19 protein-coding genes and 1 pseudogene are annotated in these 16,675 nt (G+C 69.4%); 12 read left to right on the top strand and 8 right to left on the bottom strand.

Annotated elements, in window-relative coordinates; translation table 11 throughout:
• Window positions 1-97: 97 nt before the first annotated feature.
• The 3 genes from ACTHNC_RS05820 to ACTHNC_RS05810 all read left to right on the top strand — a co-directional run bounded on the left by ACTHNC_RS05820 (window position 98) and on the right by ACTHNC_RS05810 (window position 1,573).
• Window positions 98-583, top strand: coding sequence for a YciE/YciF ferroxidase family protein (locus ACTHNC_RS05820; protein WP_440293655.1), 486 nt, complete (start codon window positions 98-100; stop codon window positions 581-583).
• 86 nt (window positions 584-669) lie between these two features.
• A complete protein-coding gene (locus ACTHNC_RS05815) occupies window positions 670-1,005 on the top strand; it encodes a hypothetical protein (RefSeq protein ID WP_440293654.1) in 336 nt (111 codons plus the stop codon).
• Window positions 992-1,573: a carboxymuconolactone decarboxylase family protein gene (locus tag ACTHNC_RS05810; protein ID WP_440293653.1), complete on the top strand. Its 582-nt coding sequence runs from the start codon at window positions 992-994 to the stop codon at window positions 1,571-1,573. Before ACTHNC_RS05815 ends, ACTHNC_RS05810 begins: the two co-directional genes overlap by 14 nt.
• A 13-nt stretch (window positions 1,574-1,586) precedes the next feature.
• Here ACTHNC_RS05810 and ACTHNC_RS05805 read toward each other — a convergent pair whose 3' ends face one another.
• Together ACTHNC_RS05805 and ACTHNC_RS05800 are read right to left on the bottom strand one after the other, a co-directional pair.
• Entirely contained in the window at window positions 1,587-2,654 is a 1,068-nt protein-coding gene (locus tag ACTHNC_RS05805) for a cation diffusion facilitator family transporter (protein ID WP_440293652.1), read from the bottom strand.
• On the bottom strand, window positions 2,654-3,019 hold the full coding sequence (locus tag ACTHNC_RS05800; RefSeq protein WP_440293651.1) for an ArsR/SmtB family transcription factor: 366 nt from the start codon (window positions 3,017-3,019) through the stop codon (window positions 2,654-2,656). The genes ACTHNC_RS05805 and ACTHNC_RS05800 overlap by 1 nt, the downstream gene beginning before the upstream one ends.
• A gap of 174 nt (window positions 3,020-3,193) precedes the next feature.
• Here ACTHNC_RS05800 and pdxS point away from each other — a divergent pair, with 174 nt between their 5' ends.
• The 5 genes from pdxS to pdxT all read left to right on the top strand — a co-directional run bounded on the left by pdxS (window position 3,194) and on the right by pdxT (window position 6,177).
• Window positions 3,194-4,102, top strand: a complete 909-nt coding sequence (pdxS, locus tag ACTHNC_RS05795) for a pyridoxal 5'-phosphate synthase lyase subunit PdxS (protein WP_440293650.1) — start codon at window positions 3,194-3,196, stop codon at window positions 4,100-4,102.
• A 143-nt stretch (window positions 4,103-4,245) separates the two neighbouring features.
• Window positions 4,246-4,407, top strand: coding sequence for a hypothetical protein (locus ACTHNC_RS05790; RefSeq protein ID WP_440293649.1), 162 nt, complete (start codon window positions 4,246-4,248; stop codon window positions 4,405-4,407).
• A 311-nt stretch (window positions 4,408-4,718) separates the two neighbouring features.
• The gene (locus ACTHNC_RS05785; RefSeq protein WP_440293648.1) at window positions 4,719-4,871 is read left to right on the top strand and encodes a hypothetical protein; all 153 of its coding nucleotides are present in this window, start codon (window positions 4,719-4,721) and stop codon (window positions 4,869-4,871) included.
• A gap of 112 nt (window positions 4,872-4,983) precedes the next feature.
• Entirely contained in the window at window positions 4,984-5,487 is a 504-nt protein-coding gene (locus ACTHNC_RS05780) for a hypothetical protein (protein WP_440293647.1), read from the top strand.
• 87 nt (window positions 5,488-5,574) lie between these two features.
• A complete protein-coding gene (gene pdxT, locus ACTHNC_RS05775; RefSeq protein ID WP_440293646.1) occupies window positions 5,575-6,177 on the top strand; it encodes a pyridoxal 5'-phosphate synthase glutaminase subunit PdxT in 603 nt (200 codons plus the stop codon).
• 162 nt (window positions 6,178-6,339) lie between these two features.
• On the opposite strand, the gene ACTHNC_RS05770 is transcribed toward pdxT, so the two are convergent.
• From ACTHNC_RS05770 to ACTHNC_RS05745, 6 genes are all read right to left on the bottom strand, one after another.
• The gene (locus tag ACTHNC_RS05770) at window positions 6,340-7,359 is read right to left on the bottom strand and encodes a Gfo/Idh/MocA family protein (RefSeq protein ID WP_440293645.1); all 1,020 of its coding nucleotides are present in this window, start codon (window positions 7,357-7,359) and stop codon (window positions 6,340-6,342) included.
• 68 nt (window positions 7,360-7,427) lie between these two features.
• On the bottom strand, window positions 7,428-8,462 hold the full coding sequence (locus tag ACTHNC_RS05765) for a Gfo/Idh/MocA family protein (protein WP_440293644.1): 1,035 nt from the start codon (window positions 8,460-8,462) through the stop codon (window positions 7,428-7,430).
• Window positions 8,463-8,564: 102 nt separating this feature from the next.
• Window positions 8,565-10,475, bottom strand: a complete 1,911-nt coding sequence (locus tag ACTHNC_RS05760; RefSeq protein ID WP_440293643.1) for a protein O-GlcNAcase — start codon at window positions 10,473-10,475, stop codon at window positions 8,565-8,567.
• 63 nt (window positions 10,476-10,538) lie between these two features.
• Window positions 10,539-11,186 (bottom strand): class II aldolase/adducin family protein, encoded by a 648-nt coding sequence (locus ACTHNC_RS05755; protein ID WP_440293642.1) that lies wholly within the window; start codon window positions 11,184-11,186, stop codon window positions 10,539-10,541.
• Complete coding sequence (otnK, locus tag ACTHNC_RS05750; protein ID WP_440293656.1) at window positions 11,183-12,436, bottom strand: 3-oxo-tetronate kinase; 1,254 nt, start codon at window positions 12,434-12,436, stop codon at window positions 11,183-11,185. Before otnK ends, ACTHNC_RS05755 begins: the two co-directional genes overlap by 4 nt.
• Window positions 12,436-13,218 carry a DeoR/GlpR family DNA-binding transcription regulator gene (locus ACTHNC_RS05745; protein WP_440293641.1) on the bottom strand — a complete coding sequence of 261 codons (783 nt, stop codon included), beginning with the start codon at window positions 13,216-13,218 and terminating at the stop codon, window positions 12,436-12,438. Before ACTHNC_RS05745 ends, otnK begins: the two co-directional genes overlap by 1 nt.
• An 84-nt stretch (window positions 13,219-13,302) precedes the next feature.
• On the opposite strand from ACTHNC_RS05745, the gene ACTHNC_RS05740 reads away from it, so the two are divergent.
• The 4 genes and pseudogenes from ACTHNC_RS05740 to ACTHNC_RS05725 form a co-directional block, all read left to right on the top strand.
• Entirely contained in the window at window positions 13,303-14,727 is a 1,425-nt protein-coding gene (locus ACTHNC_RS05740; protein WP_440293640.1) for an FGGY-family carbohydrate kinase, read from the top strand.
• Window positions 14,728-14,790: 63 nt separating this feature from the next.
• Window positions 14,791-15,696, top strand: a complete 906-nt coding sequence (locus ACTHNC_RS05735) for a hypothetical protein (protein WP_440293639.1) — start codon at window positions 14,791-14,793, stop codon at window positions 15,694-15,696.
• A complete protein-coding gene (locus ACTHNC_RS05730; protein WP_440293638.1) occupies window positions 15,678-16,343 on the top strand; it encodes an aspartate/glutamate racemase family protein in 666 nt (221 codons plus the stop codon). The genes ACTHNC_RS05735 and ACTHNC_RS05730 overlap by 19 nt, the downstream gene beginning before the upstream one ends.
• Window positions 16,340-16,675 (top strand): annotated as a pseudogene (locus tag ACTHNC_RS05725) (sucrose phosphorylase); the annotation flags it as partial. The gene ACTHNC_RS05730 and the pseudogene ACTHNC_RS05725, both read left to right, overlap by 4 nt.

Raw genomic sequence — 16,675 nt, 5'->3', positions numbered from 1 at the left:
TTCGTACTTCTCCCGACCCGTTTGGCAACCCCTTATGTGGATGCCCGTCATGCCGTGGTCTTGTCTTGCACGTCTTAGACGAAAGGGAGATCTGCGCATGTTCGAACACTTCGACAACCCCCGCCAGCTTCTCGAATACCGCATCGGATCGGCCATCTCGATGGAGCAGGACTCCCTCTCGATGCTCGGTGAGCTGGAACAGGCCGCGCAGAGCGAAGACATCAAGGAGATGTTCCGCCACCACGCAGACGAGACGCGGCACCAGATGAAGAACCTCGATCAGGTGTGCCAGGAACTGGAGATCTCCGCAGCCGAGGAGCCATCGCAGACCACCAAGGGTCTCTCTCGAGAGGGCACGTCGCTGATCCGCAAGTCCGACGAGTCGTTGCTCGACAGCGTGGTGCTGTCGGCCGCGCTGGAGACCGAGCACACCGAGATCGCCGCATACCAGTCGCTGATCTGCCTGGCCGATGCCCTCGGTCTCAAGCAGATCGAGGAGTTGCTCACCGAGAACCTCGGGCAGGAGCAGCACACCAGCGAGGAGCTGTACAGCAAGCTCAAGACCGTCTCGGCAGCGGTCTGACCGCCCACTGAAGCCGGGGGATGTCGGGTTCGGGCGGACCGGCATCCCCCTTACAACGTCCGAAGCCGGCGCGTAGAGTCGCCGCCATGCGAACGGACGCCCCTGAATCGCACGCCGAGCATGCCGAAGCGCTGTCCGCCCGGGTCGCCGACAGCGGTGGCACCGATCGAGAGTTGCGGTTGGCCGTGCTGCAGCGCGGCGCGGGCGGTGCCGCCGTTCCCGAGCCGTACGACGACCTGGTGCGCCAGATCGCCCGGGACTCGGCGCGGGTGACGGATGCCCAAGTGGATGCCGTGCTGCGCGCCGCCGGCTCCGAGAAGAACGCGTTCGAGCTCATGCTGTCGGCTGCCATCGGCACGGGTTTGCGCCGATGGGATGCGGCCGAGGCAGCGATCGAAGGGGCCGCAGATGCGTCTGCCTGAGATCGACCGCGGCGACAGCCTGCGGCATCGGACTCTGATCGCGATGATCTCCCGGCTCACAGGCATCCGTCTTCCGGATGCCGCCCGAGTGGCGTTCTACCACCGGGACTTCGCGGGACCGGCACTCGGGGCGTGGACGCAGAGGGCGATGCGCGGCGAGAGCGGGTGGAGCGTGTACGAGCGCGAGCTCATGGCTGCTGCCGTCGCATCCTGGAATTCATGCCCGTTCTGCGTCGGCGCGCACGGTGCGATCGCCGTTCGTGGCATCGACCGCGATGTCGTCGACGCCGTGCTGAACGACTACCGAACGGCTCCGGTCTCGGACCGCCTGAAAGCGGCGCTCACCTTCATCGAGAAGGTCACGCGCACTCCGGACGACCTCACCGCGGCCGACGCCCGGACCGCTCTCGAATCGGGCGTCTCCGTCGACGATCTCCGCGACGCGGCAGCTGTGGCGAGCGTCTTCAATGTGATCACGCGGTACGCCAACGCGCTGGCCTTCCAGGTTCCGAACTCTGACGAGTTCGACAAGGCCGCGGGGATGCTGCTGAAGCGCGGCTACTCCTGAGCCGTCCGGCGCCTCAATGATGTGAGGGCGTGGGCGTGACCACGAAGTCGTCGAGGTTGCGCAGCTCGCCGCGAACGTGCGCCGACGCGTGTTCGGCGATGTGCGTGGCGTCGTGCAGGCCGGCGGCATCCGTCGTCACCACGGCCGATCCGATGAGACGGTGGCCGCTCCAGCGCAGCTTCACGCTCTGGATGCCCGTGACTCCGGTCGTGTGCTCGAGCACGTGCTCGACGCGTTCGAGCAGGTGCGGGTCGACGGCATCCATCAGGCGTGCGCCGACCGACTTCACCGTGCCCCAGAGCAGCGCCAGGATCGAGATCGCGATGAGCAGACCGATGATCGGGTCGGCGAGCGGAAAGCCGAGCAGCACGCCGATCGCGCCGAGCACGACCGACAGCGAGGTGATGCCGTCGAGCCTCGCGTGGACGCCATCGGCCATCAGTGCCGCTGAGCCGATCCTGCGCCCGACCCGGATGCGATAGACGGCCACCAGCTCGTTCCCTGCGAATCCGATCAGGCCGGCGACGATGAGCCACCAGGCGTTCTCGACCGGCTGTGGATGGATGAACCTGTCGATCGCCTCCCAGCCCGCGACCACCGCCGAGAGCGCGACGACGAACACGATGAACAGGCCGGCGAGGTCTTCGGCGCGGCCGTATCCATACGTGTAGCGGCGGGTGGCGACGCGACGGCCGAGCACGAACGCGATCCAGAGCGGAACCGCGGTGAGGGCATCCGCGAAGTTGTGGATCGTGTCGGCCAGCAGCGCCACCGAGCCGGTGAAGAGCACGAACCCGAACTGCAGAAGCGTCGTGCCCAGAAGGATGAACATCGACACCTTGACTGCGGTCACGCCGGCCTTGCTCGCCTCGAGCGCGTCGTCGACGGAGTCAGCAGCATCGTGCGTGTGCGGAACGAAGAGGTCGTAGAGGAACCCCTTCACGCCGCCGTGCGGGTGGCCGTGGCCGTGGCCGTGGCCGTGGTCGTGGTCGTCGTCGTGGCCGTGCGGGTGGTCGTGGTCGTGGGCATGAGGATGCTCGTGCTCGTGCTCGTGCTCGTGCTCGTGGGTGTGGGCGTGCATCACTGCTCGTCCGCCTGCCCGTGGTGGTGGCGCGGCGCTTCCCCGAGAGAGTGCTCGGCCTGGAAGATCGCATCGGACACGAGCTGTCTCGCGTGCTCGTTCTCGAGCCGGTAGAACACCCGCTGTCCGTCCTGGCGGGTCGCCACGATACGGGCCAGGCGAAGCTTGGCGAGGTGCTGAGAGACGGCCGACGGCGGCTTGTCCACAATGTCGGCCAGGTGGTTCACCGACAGCTCTTCGACATCCCGGAGCGCGAGGATGATCCGCACCCTGGTGGCATCCGCCAGCATCGAGAAGACCTCGACGGCCAGCTCCACGTACTGGCTGTCGACCTCGCGGCCGCAAATCGGCTTATCCGCATCCATACGCAGATGCTAACTTAAGCCGACGGTGCGACGACTTTCGAGCCCGCCCGGCGGTTCGAGCACCCGGCCTGCTCACTGCATCCTTTCTGCTGTCGCCACTACCTTTGATGTCGAGCTTTGCGCCACTTCCTGTGCTGCCCGTCGGCGGCATCCGTCCTGAGAATCCCGAGGATCATGACTGACACGATCGAGACCACGACCACCGAACTCGGAACGAGCCGCGTCAAGCGCGGACTCGCGGAGATGCTGAAGGGCGGTGTGATCATGGATGTCGTCACCGCCGAGCAGGCGAAGATCGCGGAAGACGCGGGCGCGGTCGCTGTGATGGCGCTCGAGCGGGTGCCCGCGGACATCCGTGCCCAGGGCGGCGTCGCCCGCATGAGCGACCCCGATCTGATCGACGGGATCATCTCGGCGGTCTCCATTCCCGTGATGGCGAAGGCGCGCATCGGGCACTTCGTCGAGGCGCAGGTGCTGCAGGCGCTCGGTGTCGACTACATCGACGAGTCCGAGGTGCTGTCCCCGGCGGACTACGTGAACCACATCGACAAGTGGCCGTTCACCGTGCCGTTCGTCTGCGGGGCCACCAACCTGGGCGAGGCGCTGCGGCGCATCACCGAGGGTGCCGCGATGATCCGCTCGAAGGGCGAGGCCGGCACGGGGGATGTCTCCGAGGCGACGAAGCACATCCGCGCGATCACGTCGGAGATCAACGCGCTGAAGTCGAAGTCCAAGGACGAGCTCTACGTCGCAGCGAAGGAGCTGCAGGCGCCGTACGACCTCGTGGCCGAGGTGGCGACGACCGGCAAGCTGCCCGTCGTGCTCTTCACGGCGGGCGGTGTCGCGACCCCGGCGGACGCCGCCATGATGATGCAGCTGGGCGCGGACGGTGTGTTCGTCGGATCCGGCATCTTCAAGTCCGGTGACCCCGCGAAGCGCGCGGCCGCGATCGTCAAGGCGACCACGTACTACGACGACCCGGACGAGATCGCGAAGGCGTCGCGCGGACTCGGCGAGGCGATGGTCGGCATCAACGTGGCGGACGTACCTGCTCCGCACCGTCTCGCCGAACGCGGCTGGTAATCGCCCGCTCGGGTAGGCCGCGGAGCGCGGTCGGCCGGCGCTCAGTGATCCATTCGAGAGCCGGTTCCGACGGGAGTGAAGCGCACTGAAGCGCTCACGTCCAGCCCTCCCTCGAAGAGAGGGGGCACGCGTAGCGTTCGATCATGTTGATCCTGCTCGTTGTGCTCCTGGTCATCTGGCTGATCGCGGCGGTCGTCGGGTTCGCATTCAAGGGCCTGCTCTGGCTCGCGATCATCGGCATCATTCTCTTCATCGCGACAGTGGTCATCGCCTTCATCCGTCGAGCTGCATCCAGGAGGTCCTGACAATCCTTGAGGACGACCTGCCCCGGGAAGGATGCTTGTGAGCCTTGCCCTGGTCTCGCTCACTCCCGCACAGTCGCTCGGCATCCCTGTGGCGCTCGTCGGCTCTGTCTTTCTCGCGGTCGGGGCGGAGCTTCAGCAACACGGAGTCACGAAGGTCGGCGACAGCACGGTTTCGCCTAAGCGTTCCGGCTTGAGTTGGGAGCAACTGGTCGGATTGGCACGTCGCCCTTCATGGCTCGCGGGCACCCTCATGCTCGGACTCGCGATCGTTCTCCAGCTCTTCAGCCTGTACCTCGCCCCGCCTGGTCGGTGTGAGCATCGGCATAATCGTTCTCGGCGAAGCGGCGACAGCGCCGCTCTGGGCGGACTTTGTGTTCGTTGCGGCCGGCGCCATCGCCGTCTACGGCGTCATCGAGCTCTCCAGGCATCAGCCCACTGCGGCGCATACGGAGTCATCCGCGTGACGCTCTGCTGCATGCCCGCAAGCCCTTGAACGAAAACAAGGCGAGCGCGATCCTCGTCATGCTCGGATGGACGTGAGCCAGACCCGTCCGGCGATGATTCCGGAGGTGGCCCGTGGCATCCGCTCTGATCAGTGCCTCCTTCGATGACGAGGATGTCTCTCGTCGGGTCTTCACTCGCATCCAGGAGTTGCACGGTGTCGCGCTCCTCAATCTCACGGGACTCGTGTGGGTCGAGGTGGCGAAGGACGGTCACCTCGAAGTCATGACCGCGCCGCATGACCCTGTGGCACCCGAGAACGAGCGAGACGCCGCTTCATTCGCTCAGATCCTCGGATCGCTCCTGGCCACACCGCTGCTCGGTGCCAGGGTCGGCGGCACGGTGGAGGCCGTCGTCGATCGGATCGCCGAGAACGAGGCGACTCCGGAGCGTCGCCTGCGGAAGCAAGTTGCGAGCATCCTCACTCCCGGAAAGTGGACGGTGGTGGCCTATGCGTCACAGGTGGCGGAGGCGGTAGTGCGGGCGGAGCTCGCTGAGGATGCGCCCGAACTGACCATCTGGCAGATCGACGATGCGGCCGCTCGCGACCTCGCATCGGATGCCGACGCGGCCTCGTAAACGCGCTTCGGATGCGTGTGGTCGGCCGGCCCGTGCGCGCGGCCGGCTGGTCCAGGGCCATGCGGGCGCGCCACTACGCTGGTGGGTATGAGCGCGACCGGTAGCCCCCGCCCGGTCGGTGTTCTCGCACTACAGGGTGACTTCCGTGAGCATCTGCACGTGTTGCGGGAGCTCGGCGCCGACGCGATACCGGTGCGACGCGCGGCCGAGCTCGATGAGGTCGGCGGACTCGTCATTCCAGGCGGCGAGTCGACCGTCATGGACAAGCTCAGCCGCTCGTTCGGGCTCGCTCAGCCCATCCGCGACCGGATCGCGGCAGGGATGCCCGTCTACGGCACCTGCGCAGGCATGATCATGCTGGCCGATGAGCTGGTGGATGCCGCCGAGGGACAGCAGACGATCGGCGGACTGCGCGTCACGGTGCGGCGCAACGCGTTCGGGAATCAGAACGACTCCTTCGAGACGGACCTTCCGATCGCGGAGTTCGGCGACCCTGCCGTGCACGCCGTGTTCATCCGAGCCCCTGCAGTGGAGCGGATGTCTGAAGTGGTCACAGCGCTCGCGACACTCGCCGACGGTCGCGTGGTCGCCGTGGAGCAGGACGGCCTGCTGGCGACAGCGTTCCATCCCGAGATCAACGGGGAGTATCGGTTCCACCGACGTTTCCTGCAGCTGGTGGCCGAGGCCTGAGCCCCGTCCGATGTTGGCGCCACAGTTATCGGCATCCGCGACACAAATAGGCATCCGCGACACAAAAAAGCTGTAGCGAATGCCGATACCTGTAGCGCGGCCGTGGTACGGGTGCCGATTGGTGTAGCGGATGCCTCTGCAGCGCGAGGCGGGCCGGCCGGCTCACCCCGCGGTCGCGAGGGTGGCGACCGGCGCGATCGTCCGGGTGTTCGCGGACTCGTACGCGGCGAGGATGATGCCCAGCACCTCGGTTCCCTCCTTCTCGGTGTGCAGAGGGCGCGTGCCGTCGAGGATGCTGCGAGCGAAGTGCTCGAGCTCCGCCTGGAACTCGTGCACGGGCTCGAGTTCCAGAATGGTCGGCTCGCTCTCGCCACGCCTCCGGTAGCTGAGCGAAGTGCCGTCACTGGTCAGGCTGCCCTGCTCGCCGACGACCGAGAACTTCTCCGTGCCGTCCGCCGCCTGATACGCCCAGCTCGTCACGATGGTGCCGATGACGCCGTTGTCGAAGCGCACGAGAACCGTGGCGGAGTCCTCGCCGTCCATGAACGTGAGTCGGTGGGTGGCCAGCATGGCCGTGACCTGGATCGGCGAACCACCCGCGAGGTGAAGCAGCAGGTAGGTCGGGTGGTAGCCGGTGTCGATGAGCTCGCCGCCGCCGCTCGTGGCGGCGTTGGCGCGCCATCCCATGTTCTCCGGATTGAAGTCGTTGAAGAAGCTGTCGGTGGTGCGCACCTCGTAGACGCGACCGAGCACGCCGTCGTCGATCAGCTGCTTCGCGCGCGCCACGGCCGGCAGGAACAGCTGGTTGTGCGCACACATCAGCGTGACGCCGGCCGCGCTGACCGCCTCGGACACCTCTGCCGCCTCCTCTGCGGTGAGGCAGAGCGGCTTCTCGCACAGGATGTGCTTGCCGGCACGAGCGGCCGCGACGATCGCATCCTTGTGCAGATGGTGCGGAAGGCAGATGTCGACGGCGTCGATATCCGCCTCGGCCAGCATCGTGTTGTAGTCGGCGTAGACGACCGCTCCGGTCTCGCCCGCACGCCGCTCGGCGCTCTCGAGCACCGGGTCTGCGATGGCGGCGAACGTGATCGTCTCGGGGTTGCGCAGGTACCCGGCGATATGCGCACCAGCGATGTTGCCGGCGCCGATCAGGCCGATTCGAACGGTTTTGGTGGTCATGAACGGTACTCCTTAAGGGATCGTTGCCATGCGAGCACGGCGAAGTGTGTTGAAGGATGCCTGCGGGCTCAGAGCGAAGCGGGCTCGCTCTCGGCGTGGTCGCGTCGGCCCTCGCCCGAGAGCTCGATCCGGCGCCCGCTTGCGGCGGATTCGTTCGCTGCAACGACCATGCCGGTCAAGGCGGTGGCGTGGCGAAGGTTGTCCTCGGTGAACGTGCCGTCCTGGATGCTCTTCACCCACAGCGCGAACGCGCCCGGACGTGCTTCGGGAAGAGGGACCTCGGTCCACTGGTCGCCGAACGCGCCGCCCTTGGCGAGCAAGCGTTCGCTGCCGAAGCCGAACATGAGGGATGCGGCTGTGCCGCGGAGCTCGAGTGTGAAGGCGCCGGGCGTCGTGGCCACCGAGGCCTCGAACACTCCCAGCCGACCGCCGGGGAACTCCGCCGTGACGACGGCGTTGTCCTCGACCGGTCGTCCCGTCACACTGCCGTAGCTCGCGCTGATGGCGAGCGGTTCCGCACGGTGGAACAGCCTGGTCAGGTACGCCGGATGGCAGCCGAGATCGGTCAGAGCTCCGCCGATCGCGGCATCCGGGTCGCCGAAGCGCTCCGGCAGCCACCCCGCGGCCCACCCGTCGTGCGCGAGCCGCACCCGCGTGTACGTCAGCTCGCCGAGCGAACCCTCGTCGAGGATGCGCTCGATCGCCACCGTGTAGTCGTCGTAGAGCCGGGGCAGTGAGACCGTGAGCACGACGCCCGCGTTCCGAGCGGCGGCGATCAGCTCCTCGCACTCCTCGACGGTCGGAGCGAGCAGCTTCTCGCTGAACACGTGCTTGCCCGCGTTGATCGCTCGACGGATGACATCCGTGTGCCGCGTCGTCTCCGTCGTGATCGTGACGGCGTCGAGGTCGTCACGCGCGAGCAGGTCATCCAGGTCGGTGACGAACTCGACATCGAACTCCTCGGCGGCCGCCTTTCCCCGCTGCGGATCGTCATCCCACAGGGCGATGAGACGCGTGTCCGGATGCCGCTGAGCGGCGCGCGCATAGTCGCCCGCGTGAACGTGCCAGAAGCCCATCGCCGCGACGGTGAGTGGTTGGGACATGCCTTCAAGGCCTCCTTGTTGTTCCCGCGCAGACGAAAGCCTAATCAGCGGCCCTCGCGTGGAACGGGATTTTCGGGTGTTTTATGGGAACGTTTGCATAAATCACGCATCCTCGGCGTCGAGGAGGGCGCCGATGGTCGCGTAGAGGAGAGCGCGGGTGGACTCGGTGACGAGCCACGGGGCGAAGCCGTCCGCGGCGAGGTAGAACGTGCCGCGCGCGGCCGGCGCCGGCTTGCCGTCCGCGAGAGCGGCGCCGCGGGGCGTGATCGTGATCGCAGCGTCGCCGGACTGGGGCTCGCGCGCCACCACGTGCGCTCCCTCGCCCGGCACGCACACCGTGAGCTTCGACCTGCCTCGATAGACGACGACCTCCCCGGCCATCGCCGATGCCGCAGGATGCCGCGGGTCGACGATCTCGATCCGGTCGACCGACAGCGGCACGAGCGATGCGGAGGCGAGGCCGAGCGGCACGAGGTGACCCCAGGCCAGTACAGGGATCGACAGGCGCGACGCCTCGACGATCAGGTCCTCCGACGCGGCCCGGGTCACGATCACGAGGTCCGCCGCCTCGTCGTGGCCGAAGTGCACGTGCATGCCCGATCCGCGCAGGAACTCCGCGAGCTCGCGATCTCCCGGCGCCGGGTTCGGTCCGCTGTAGATCGATACCGCGGCGCCGCGCGGGGTGTGCGGATGCGACGGCTCGCCGCCGAGAAGCACGATGGCGTCGTCGAGCAGGCCGAGCACGTCGTCGCGGACGACATCCGCGAACTCGCCCTCCATGGTGCGACGCGCCTTCAGCAGGTCGTCGAGTGAGGCGAACTCGGCGGGGTCGCCGTCGAACGCGAGCACGCGACAGGCCATCGCGCCTGCTGAGCCGGATGCCTGCGCCGCGTCGACCCACGGCTCGAGCTGTGCTGCCAGATCCTTGTCCACACCGTCGGCCGAGGTCTGCGCGAGGCGTGTGAGAAGCGCCTCGGCATCGTGGTAACGGCCCTCGGCGACGGCATCCGACAGCGCCGGCCACCGGGGTGCGGAGGGCGGCCACGAGCTGCAGGCCTGGACGAGGGCGCGGAGCCCCGGTGCACCGCCCGTCACTCGCTCGTAGGCGCGGGCGGAGGCATCCTGTGCGTCGTACTCATCGGGGTCGGCCGCCCACTCCGCGACGGTGGACAGCGCGAACCGCGACGGCGCCGCCTCGACCATGGGGTTCGAGACGATGCCGACCAGGCCGGGTGCCCGGTGCCGGTCCGTCAGTGGGCCGAGGAACACCCGCGATCGGTCGAAGTCGTTGACCGGGAAGTTGTCCCAGAGCACGAGGTCGCGGCCATAGCTCTCCCTCGCGCGCACGATGTCGTCGGCCGTGACCGCTCCGACGACGATGTCGGCGCCCGTCCAGAGCACGAGCGCGTCCTCTGGCAGTGTCGCATCGAGGCCGGTGCGGTACGGGGTGCGGCCCAACCCGGCGTAGTCCGTCGGACAGACCAGCAGCGGCTCGTCGATGCCGGCCGGCCGCAGGAAACCCGCCTCGAGCCGCGCGGCCGTCTCGCCGTGCGCGCGTCCGAACGCCTCCGGTTCGTCCATCGGAACGTCGTCGAACAGCAGTGCGAACGAGCGGATGCCCGCCCCGAGCAGCTGCGTGCATTTCGCCGCGAGCGCCTCGTGCTCGGCATCCTCGTCGTACCGCATCGAGAGTCCGGGCGCGATCGTGTAGACGAATCGCACACCCCGGCGTTCGGCCTCCGAGCAGAGATCGCCGAGCGCGGCCAGCCGGTCCGCCGGGTACGGTTCGCGCCACAGTTCACGGTGCCAAGGGTCGTCCTTGGGCGCGTAGAGGTAGCGGTCGAGTCCGGATCCAGACGCGAATTCGAACCAGCGCACCCGGTCGTCGTGCGACCAGGGAGCGCCATAGAACCCCTCGACGAGGCCGCGCCAAGCGAGCGGATGCGGCGATCCATGCTCGGCTCCGGGCTCGTTCGCTTCGAGAAGAGAGGATTCGTTTACTGCGCGGGTCACTGTGCTCCTTGCAGAAGTCGGGTGGGTTCGGGCGGTTCGGGCTTCGAGGGGAGACTCGACGCCTCACTGTCCCGGCGGCGTCAGCGCCGCCACCGCAGCGGCGTCGAGCGTGACGGGAGAGAGGGAGTGCAGCTGAAGCGTGAGCCGGGACGCCGCCTCGAGTTCCTCGGCGAGGTCGATGGCGGCATCCAGGTCTCGTCCGGCGACGATCGGGCCGTGGTTGCCGAGCATCAGCACCGGATGCCCGGGCGCACGCGAGGCGACACCGGCCGCGAGCTCCGCGCTCCCGGGCGGGGCGTATGGCACGAGCGGCACTCGCCCCAGCCGCATGACGCGATAGGGCGTCAGCGGAGGCAGCTGCGCGCATCCCTCCTCGTCGGCGGCGAGGCACGCGATCGCGGTGGCGTAGGGCGAGTGCAGGTGCACGACGGCAGCGGCGTCGGGATGCGCCGCGTACATCGCCTCGTGCAGCGGCAACTCCTTGGTCGGGCGCGGCGCATCCGGCAGCTCGGACGGCCCCTTCTGGTCGAACAGCACAGCGGCCAGCTCGTCCTCGGTCGCCGCGCGCAGCGATGAGCCGGTCGGCGTCGCGATGATGCGCGATCCGGCTCGCACGCTCACGTTGCCCGAGCTGCCGGGCGACAGGCCGGCGGCAGACAGGTATCGGCAGGCGCGCACCACGGCCGAGCGCAGTAGGGCGGTCTCGCTCATGGTGCCGTCTCCCACGCGTCGTTGAAGAGCGTGGCGCCGCCGAAGTTACCGGACTTGAGGAGCAGTGCGACGGGCCTGCCTTCGGCATGGCCGAGCGTCCAAGGCACCCCGGGAGCCGCCTGCGCGCCGACGAGCAGGCGCCGGATGCCGAGTCCCGTCACGACGGCCCCCGACGTCTCGCCGCCGGCGACGATCAGGTGGCTGGTGCCGAGTTCGTGCACGGCGAAGCGCGCGAGCTCCGCGAACGCGCTCTCGATGAGCTGTGCGGCCCGCTCCGGCCCGAGCTCGGACTGCACTCTGGCCACGCCGCCGCGCACGGCGACGAGCGCGGGCACCGGGTTGTGACGACGGGCGGAGAGGATGCTCCGCAACCGGTCGAGCTCGGCCTCACCCTCCGCGAGCGCGAAGGGATCCAGCAGGTGCTTCTCGCCACGGAAGGTGTCGAGCTGTTCGCGGGTCGCGGCGGAGGCGCTGCCGGCCAGGATGAGCCGTCCGGCCGGTGGCACGGCGGGCAACTGCACGGACGGTCGCGACGCCGAACCCTGGACCGCGACCCGCGCGAGCGCCGTTCCCACGCCGGCTGCACCCGCGGCGATCACGGCCCGTTCCCCGGCGAGACGCAGCACGCTCGCGGCGATCGTGTCGAGATCGCGCTCGGTGAGGCCATCCGTCAGCACGTGCCCTTCGCCCACGAGCCGAGCGACGTGCTCGGGGCCTTGCTGCACGTCCTCCCAGCGCACGAGCGAGACGTCCGCTCGGGTCTGCGGCGCAAGGAGGCGCACGACGTTCGAGTCGCGCATGGGGGTGAGCGGATGATCGCGCAGTGGCGACTCGGCGAGCGGGACGCCGTCGACGAAGAGCGTTCCGGCGTACTGGGTGCGGGCGGACCCGGGCGTCGCCGGGGTCCCGACCGTCACGGCGCCGCCCACGACGGAGGCGATCGCGTCGCCGATCGGCCCGATGTTGCCGCGCGGGGTCGAGTCGAACGTCGAGCAGTACTTCTGGTACAGCAGTGAAGCGTCAGCGGCGAGCAGCCGGCGTGCCGCGTCCGCCGCATGGGCCGCGGCATCCTCGGCGGACACGGTGCGGATCTTGAGGGCGACCACGGCGCATCCGTCGTCGTCGGACGGGAAGACACGCTCGCCGTCCGGCGCACCGAACAGCACGGTCGCGGGCAGGCCGGCCTCGACCACTCGCCCGGCAAGATCGCAGGCGCCGGTGACGTCGTCGGCGACGGCGCCGAGCCGCATCACGAGACGTCGACCTCCTCGGTGGCTGCCAGAAGGACCCGCACGCCGGATGCCCGCAGCGCGGCGAGATCGTCGTCATCCGCCCCGTCGTCGGTCACGATCGCATCCACCAGCTCGAGGCCGCCGACGCGGATCGGCGCTCGGGCGCCGAGCTTCGAGTGGTCGACGAGCAGCACCGTGGTGCGTGCTGACCGGGACAGCTCCTGCTTGAGCTCGGCATCCAGCGCGTTGGCGCAGAGCAGCCCTGTACCGTCGACGGCCGTGGCGGACAGCACGGCGACGTCGAACGAATAGTCCGCGATGGAGCGCCGGGCAGCCGGCCCCGCGAAGCTGCGTGTCTCGCGCTGGTACGTGCCGCCGATGGCGACGACGTCGAGGTCTCCGCGCTCGATGGCGGCCTGGATGACCGGAGCCGAATGGCTCACGACGGTGGTGCCGGTGGCGACCAGATCGGCCAACGGGGCGACCGTCGTTCCCGCGTCGAGCGCGATGGTGCTCGCGCCCTCGAGGAGGGAAAGGCAGGCAGCAGCGATGGCGCGCTTCTCACCGCTTCCGGTGCCGGCGCGCTCGTCGAACGGGCGCGCGTGACCGAGATCGGGAAGGCTGGCGCCGCCGATCACGCGACGCGCCAGTCCCTCGGCGGCGAGCTGACGGAGATCGCGGCGGATCGTCATCTCCGAGACACCGAACTCGTCGGCGACACCGGATGACGACACATAGCCCTCGGCGGCGAGCCGGCGCAGCAGTTCCTCGCGGCGCGCCGGAGCGTCTGCGTATCGCATGCATCCATCCCATCGCGGCGGCACCGCGTTGTCAAGAAGCGGACAAATCTTGACCCGTCTGTTCGAAGATGAACATAATGGATCGTGCCCGCTGCGTTCCCGGCCGCGATCGGTGTCGACGTCGGCACGACCAACACCAAGGTCGTGCTCGCCTCGTTCGACGATGGCGGTGCCGTGCGCGAGGAGCGGGTTCGCACCGTGCCCACGCCGACTGACGGCGCCGCGCTGCAGGATGCCGTGCTCACCGCGATCGGATCGGTCGCGAGCGACGCGCAAGGGCGTCTCATCGGCATCGGCGTGGCATCCATGGCCGAGACAGGGTCGCTCGTCGACGCCGACGGTGGTCCGCTCGGCGAGCTGCTGCGCTGGAACGAGAAGGATGGCGGCGCCGCGGTCCGCTCTCTCGTGGCAGGCGTCGGGGCGGCTGAACTCTATGCGGCGACCGGGGTGCCTGTGCCGGAGAAGACTCCGCTGGCGCACTGGCTGACTCTCGCCGAAGCGGGGGACGCCCGGTTGAGCGGCGCGCGCTGGGCGGGCGTCGCGGACCTCGTCGTCGCCGCGCTCGTGGGCGAGGCCGTGACGGATCACACGCTCGCCGCCCGCACGATGGCCTACCGGCTCGGTGAGCCGGCCGAACGGTTCGACGCCGACCTTCTCGGGCTGGTGGGGCTCACGCCCGACCGTTTTCCCCGCGTGGTGCGGCCAGGGGAGAGCGCAGGAGCGCTCACGGCCGACGCGGCTGCCGTGCTCGGACTGCCCGCCGGCATGCCGGTCGTCGCCGCGGGACACGATCACGCTGTCGGCGCCTGGGCGGCCGGCGTGCGGGAACCGGGGCCCGCGGCCGACTCCGTGGGAACGACGGAGGCGCTGTACCGGCTGGCAGCCGAGGTGCCGCGCGAGGCGGCACGCGAGAACGGCATGAGCATCGCGCGAGCCGTGGACGGCATCCACGAGTCGCTGCTGGGTGCGAACCCGACGGCCGGCGCACTCGTCGAGTGGGCGCTCCATGAGCTGCTTCCCGGTGTCGACCGCGCTGACGTGTTCGCGGCGGCCGCCGCGTGCTCGAACGCTGCGCCGGCATGCTTTCTGCTGCCTTACCTGCGTGGGCGGCAGGCTCCCCGCCCGGACCGCTCGGCCCATCTGCGCGCGGTACCGGCCATGCCGGCCGACCCGGGCGCCGCGCTCACCGCGGTTCTGACCGGCCTGGTGCTGCAGCTCGCCTGGCTGGACTCCGCGCAGTGCGACATCCTCGGCGCGCGCGACGCCGACCTCGCCGTGCTCGCCGGACCGGGAGCGGCGAACGACGCCTGGTGGAACCTCAAGCGGCGCATCCTCACCGGCCGCCTCCGCCGTGTCGAGGCCGCCGAACCGGTCGCCACCGGCGCGGCCATGCTCGCGGCGCACCGGGTCGCGGGCATCACCACGACGCTCCCGCTCGGCGACGCAAGTCCGGCAAGCGACGGCGAGCCGGAACTCCTGGCCGCATTCATCGACGCCGCGATCCCATGACGCGCCACCACGACGTACGCCCACCGAACCAGCACCAGAAGCACCACCAGTAAGGAAATCCCCATGACGAACCCCGCATCGACGCAAGCAGCACGGGACCTCGATGCCATCGCCCGCCCCACCGGCGCGCTCGCGATGGTGGCGATGGATCAGCGTGAGAGCCTGCGCCACATGTTCGACCTCGCGGGCGCGGGCCGCCCGGAAGACGACGTGCTCGTGCGGTTCAAGCTCGACGTCGCCGCGGCACTCGGTCCGCTCGCCTCCGGGTTCCTGATCGACAGGCACTACGGGTTCGAGTGCGTGCGCGAGACCCTGCCCGCGCGGACCGGACTGATCCTCGCGGCCGACGCGCTCGAGCAGGCGCCCGGCGGGCCGGTCGAGGAGACCGGACTGGACGACGTCGTGCTGACCCAGACCGATCTCGACGGCGTCAGCGCGCTCAAGCTGCTCGTCATCTGGCGCCGGGACGTCAAGCGTGAGCAGCGGGTCGAGCTCGTGCGCCGTTTCGTCGCGGCGTGCCGCGAACGCGGTGTGCTGTCCGTGCTCGAACCGGTGGTGCGTGCGACTCCACGGGAGCTGGATGACGGCAGCTGGGATCTCGACGTCGCCATCAGGGAGGCGGCGCGCGAGCTCTCCGTGCTCGGTCAGAGCCTCTACAAGGTGCAGGTGCCGCTGGCGGGGACCGGGGACGTGGCCGAGCAGCGGGCCGCCAGCGAGAAGCTGAATGCGGCCATCACCGGCCCGTGGGTCGTGCTCTCGCAAGGCGTGGAGCGTCCTGCGTTCCTGCCCAGCGTCGAGGCGGCGTGCCGTGCCGGCGCGAGCGGCTTCCTCGCCGGGCGGGCGCTGTGGAGCGATGTCGTCGGACATCCGGATGTGCCGCGCGCCCTGCGCGAGCTCTCCGTTCCGCGCCTCGAACGGCTGATCGACGTCGTCGACCGTGAGGCCCGGCCGTGGCGGGAGGCATCGTGATCGCGGGACTCCTGCACACCGTCCCTGCGCTCGCCGCGACGTTCGACGGGATGGTCGCCGAGGCCGTTCCCGGCGTCGAGCGGCAGCACGTCGTGGACGCCTGGATGCTCGAGACCGCGATCCGCGAGGGCGTTACGCCTCAGGTGCAGCAGCGGGTGGCGACTCACCTGGCGCACCTCGCGGAGTGCGGCGCCGACGCCGTTCTCGTGACATGCTCCTCGATCGGGGAGGCCGCAGAGCAGGCGAGCGCCGGAATGAGCATCCCGGTGCTGCGCGTCGACGAGCCGATGGCTGCGGAGGCCGTGCGCCGTGCCGGGGACGGATCGGTCGCCGTGTTCGCGACCAACACCGCCACCCTCGGACCGACCACTCGGCTCATCGAACGGCACGTCGCCGAGCGGGGCTCGCGCGCGACCGTCAAGACCACCGTCGTGGCGGGCGCCGCCGCTGCACGCGCCGAGGGCCGACCCGAGGAGCACGACAGGCTGGTCGCCGAGGCGGTGCGGAGCGCCGCGGACTCCGCGGCCGTCATCGTGCTCGCACAGGCATCCATGGCGGATGCCGTCTCGGACGCCGGCGTCTCGGTGCCCGTACTCACGTCCCCGCGCAGCGGCGTCGAGCGGCTGCGGGAGGTGTTGACGTCGTGACGGAGGTCGACCTTCTCGCCTACGCCGACCGCCTCGGCGGCGACCTCGCCGGACTGCGGAGGCTGCTGGACGGGCCGCTGCGCGACTTCGCCGGAGTGCACATCCTGCCGTTCTTCGTGCCCTTCGACGGAGCCGACGCCGGGTTCGACCCGGTCGACCACGGCACTGTCGACCCCCGGCTCGGCACGTGGGACGACGTGCGGGCGATCGCCGAGAGCCGAAGCGTCACAGCCGATTTGATCGTGAACCACGTCTCGAGCGCGTCCGCCGAGTTCGTCGACTGGCTCGAGCACGGCGAAGGGTCGGAGCACGAAGGCATGTTCCTCACGTTC

Origin of the sequence: Humibacter sp. (assembly GCF_051954055.1) — a bacterium.
Lineage (GTDB): Bacteria > Actinomycetota > Actinomycetes > Actinomycetales > Microbacteriaceae > Humibacter.
Note: the sequence above shows the minus strand (reverse complement) of the source record. Positions and strands in the feature narration are given on the sequence as shown.

Excerpts from the sequence above, each read along its gene's own strand:
- ACTHNC_RS05820 (WP_440293655.1), top strand. The coding sequence starts at position 98 with ATGTTCGAACACTTCGACAACCCCCGCCAGCTTCTCGAATACCGCATC.
- ACTHNC_RS05815 (WP_440293654.1), top strand. The coding sequence starts at position 670 with ATGCGAACGGACGCCCCTGAATCGCACGCCGAGCATGCCGAAGCGCTG.
- ACTHNC_RS05810 (WP_440293653.1), top strand. The coding sequence starts at position 992 with ATGCGTCTGCCTGAGATCGACCGCGGCGACAGCCTGCGGCATCGGACT.
- ACTHNC_RS05805 (WP_440293652.1), bottom strand. The coding sequence starts at position 2,654 with ATGCACGCCCACACCCACGAGCACGAGCACGAGCACGAGCACGAGCAT.
- ACTHNC_RS05800 (WP_440293651.1), bottom strand. The coding sequence starts at position 3,019 with ATGGATGCGGATAAGCCGATTTGCGGCCGCGAGGTCGACAGCCAGTAC.
- pdxS (WP_440293650.1), top strand. The coding sequence starts at position 3,194 with ATGACTGACACGATCGAGACCACGACCACCGAACTCGGAACGAGCCGC.
- ACTHNC_RS05790 (WP_440293649.1), top strand. The coding sequence starts at position 4,246 with ATGTTGATCCTGCTCGTTGTGCTCCTGGTCATCTGGCTGATCGCGGCG.
- pdxT (WP_440293646.1), top strand. The coding sequence starts at position 5,575 with ATGAGCGCGACCGGTAGCCCCCGCCCGGTCGGTGTTCTCGCACTACAG.
- ACTHNC_RS05770 (WP_440293645.1), bottom strand. The coding sequence starts at position 7,359 with ATGACCACCAAAACCGTTCGAATCGGCCTGATCGGCGCCGGCAACATC.
- ACTHNC_RS05765 (WP_440293644.1), bottom strand. The coding sequence starts at position 8,462 with ATGTCCCAACCACTCACCGTCGCGGCGATGGGCTTCTGGCACGTTCAC.
- ACTHNC_RS05755 (WP_440293642.1), bottom strand. The coding sequence starts at position 11,186 with ATGAGCGAGACCGCCCTACTGCGCTCGGCCGTGGTGCGCGCCTGCCGA.
- otnK (WP_440293656.1), bottom strand. The coding sequence starts at position 12,436 with ATGCGGCTCGGCGCCGTCGCCGACGACGTCACCGGCGCCTGCGATCTT.
- ACTHNC_RS05745 (WP_440293641.1), bottom strand. The coding sequence starts at position 13,218 with ATGCGATACGCAGACGCTCCGGCGCGCCGCGAGGAACTGCTGCGCCGG.
- ACTHNC_RS05735 (WP_440293639.1), top strand. The coding sequence starts at position 14,791 with ATGACGAACCCCGCATCGACGCAAGCAGCACGGGACCTCGATGCCATC.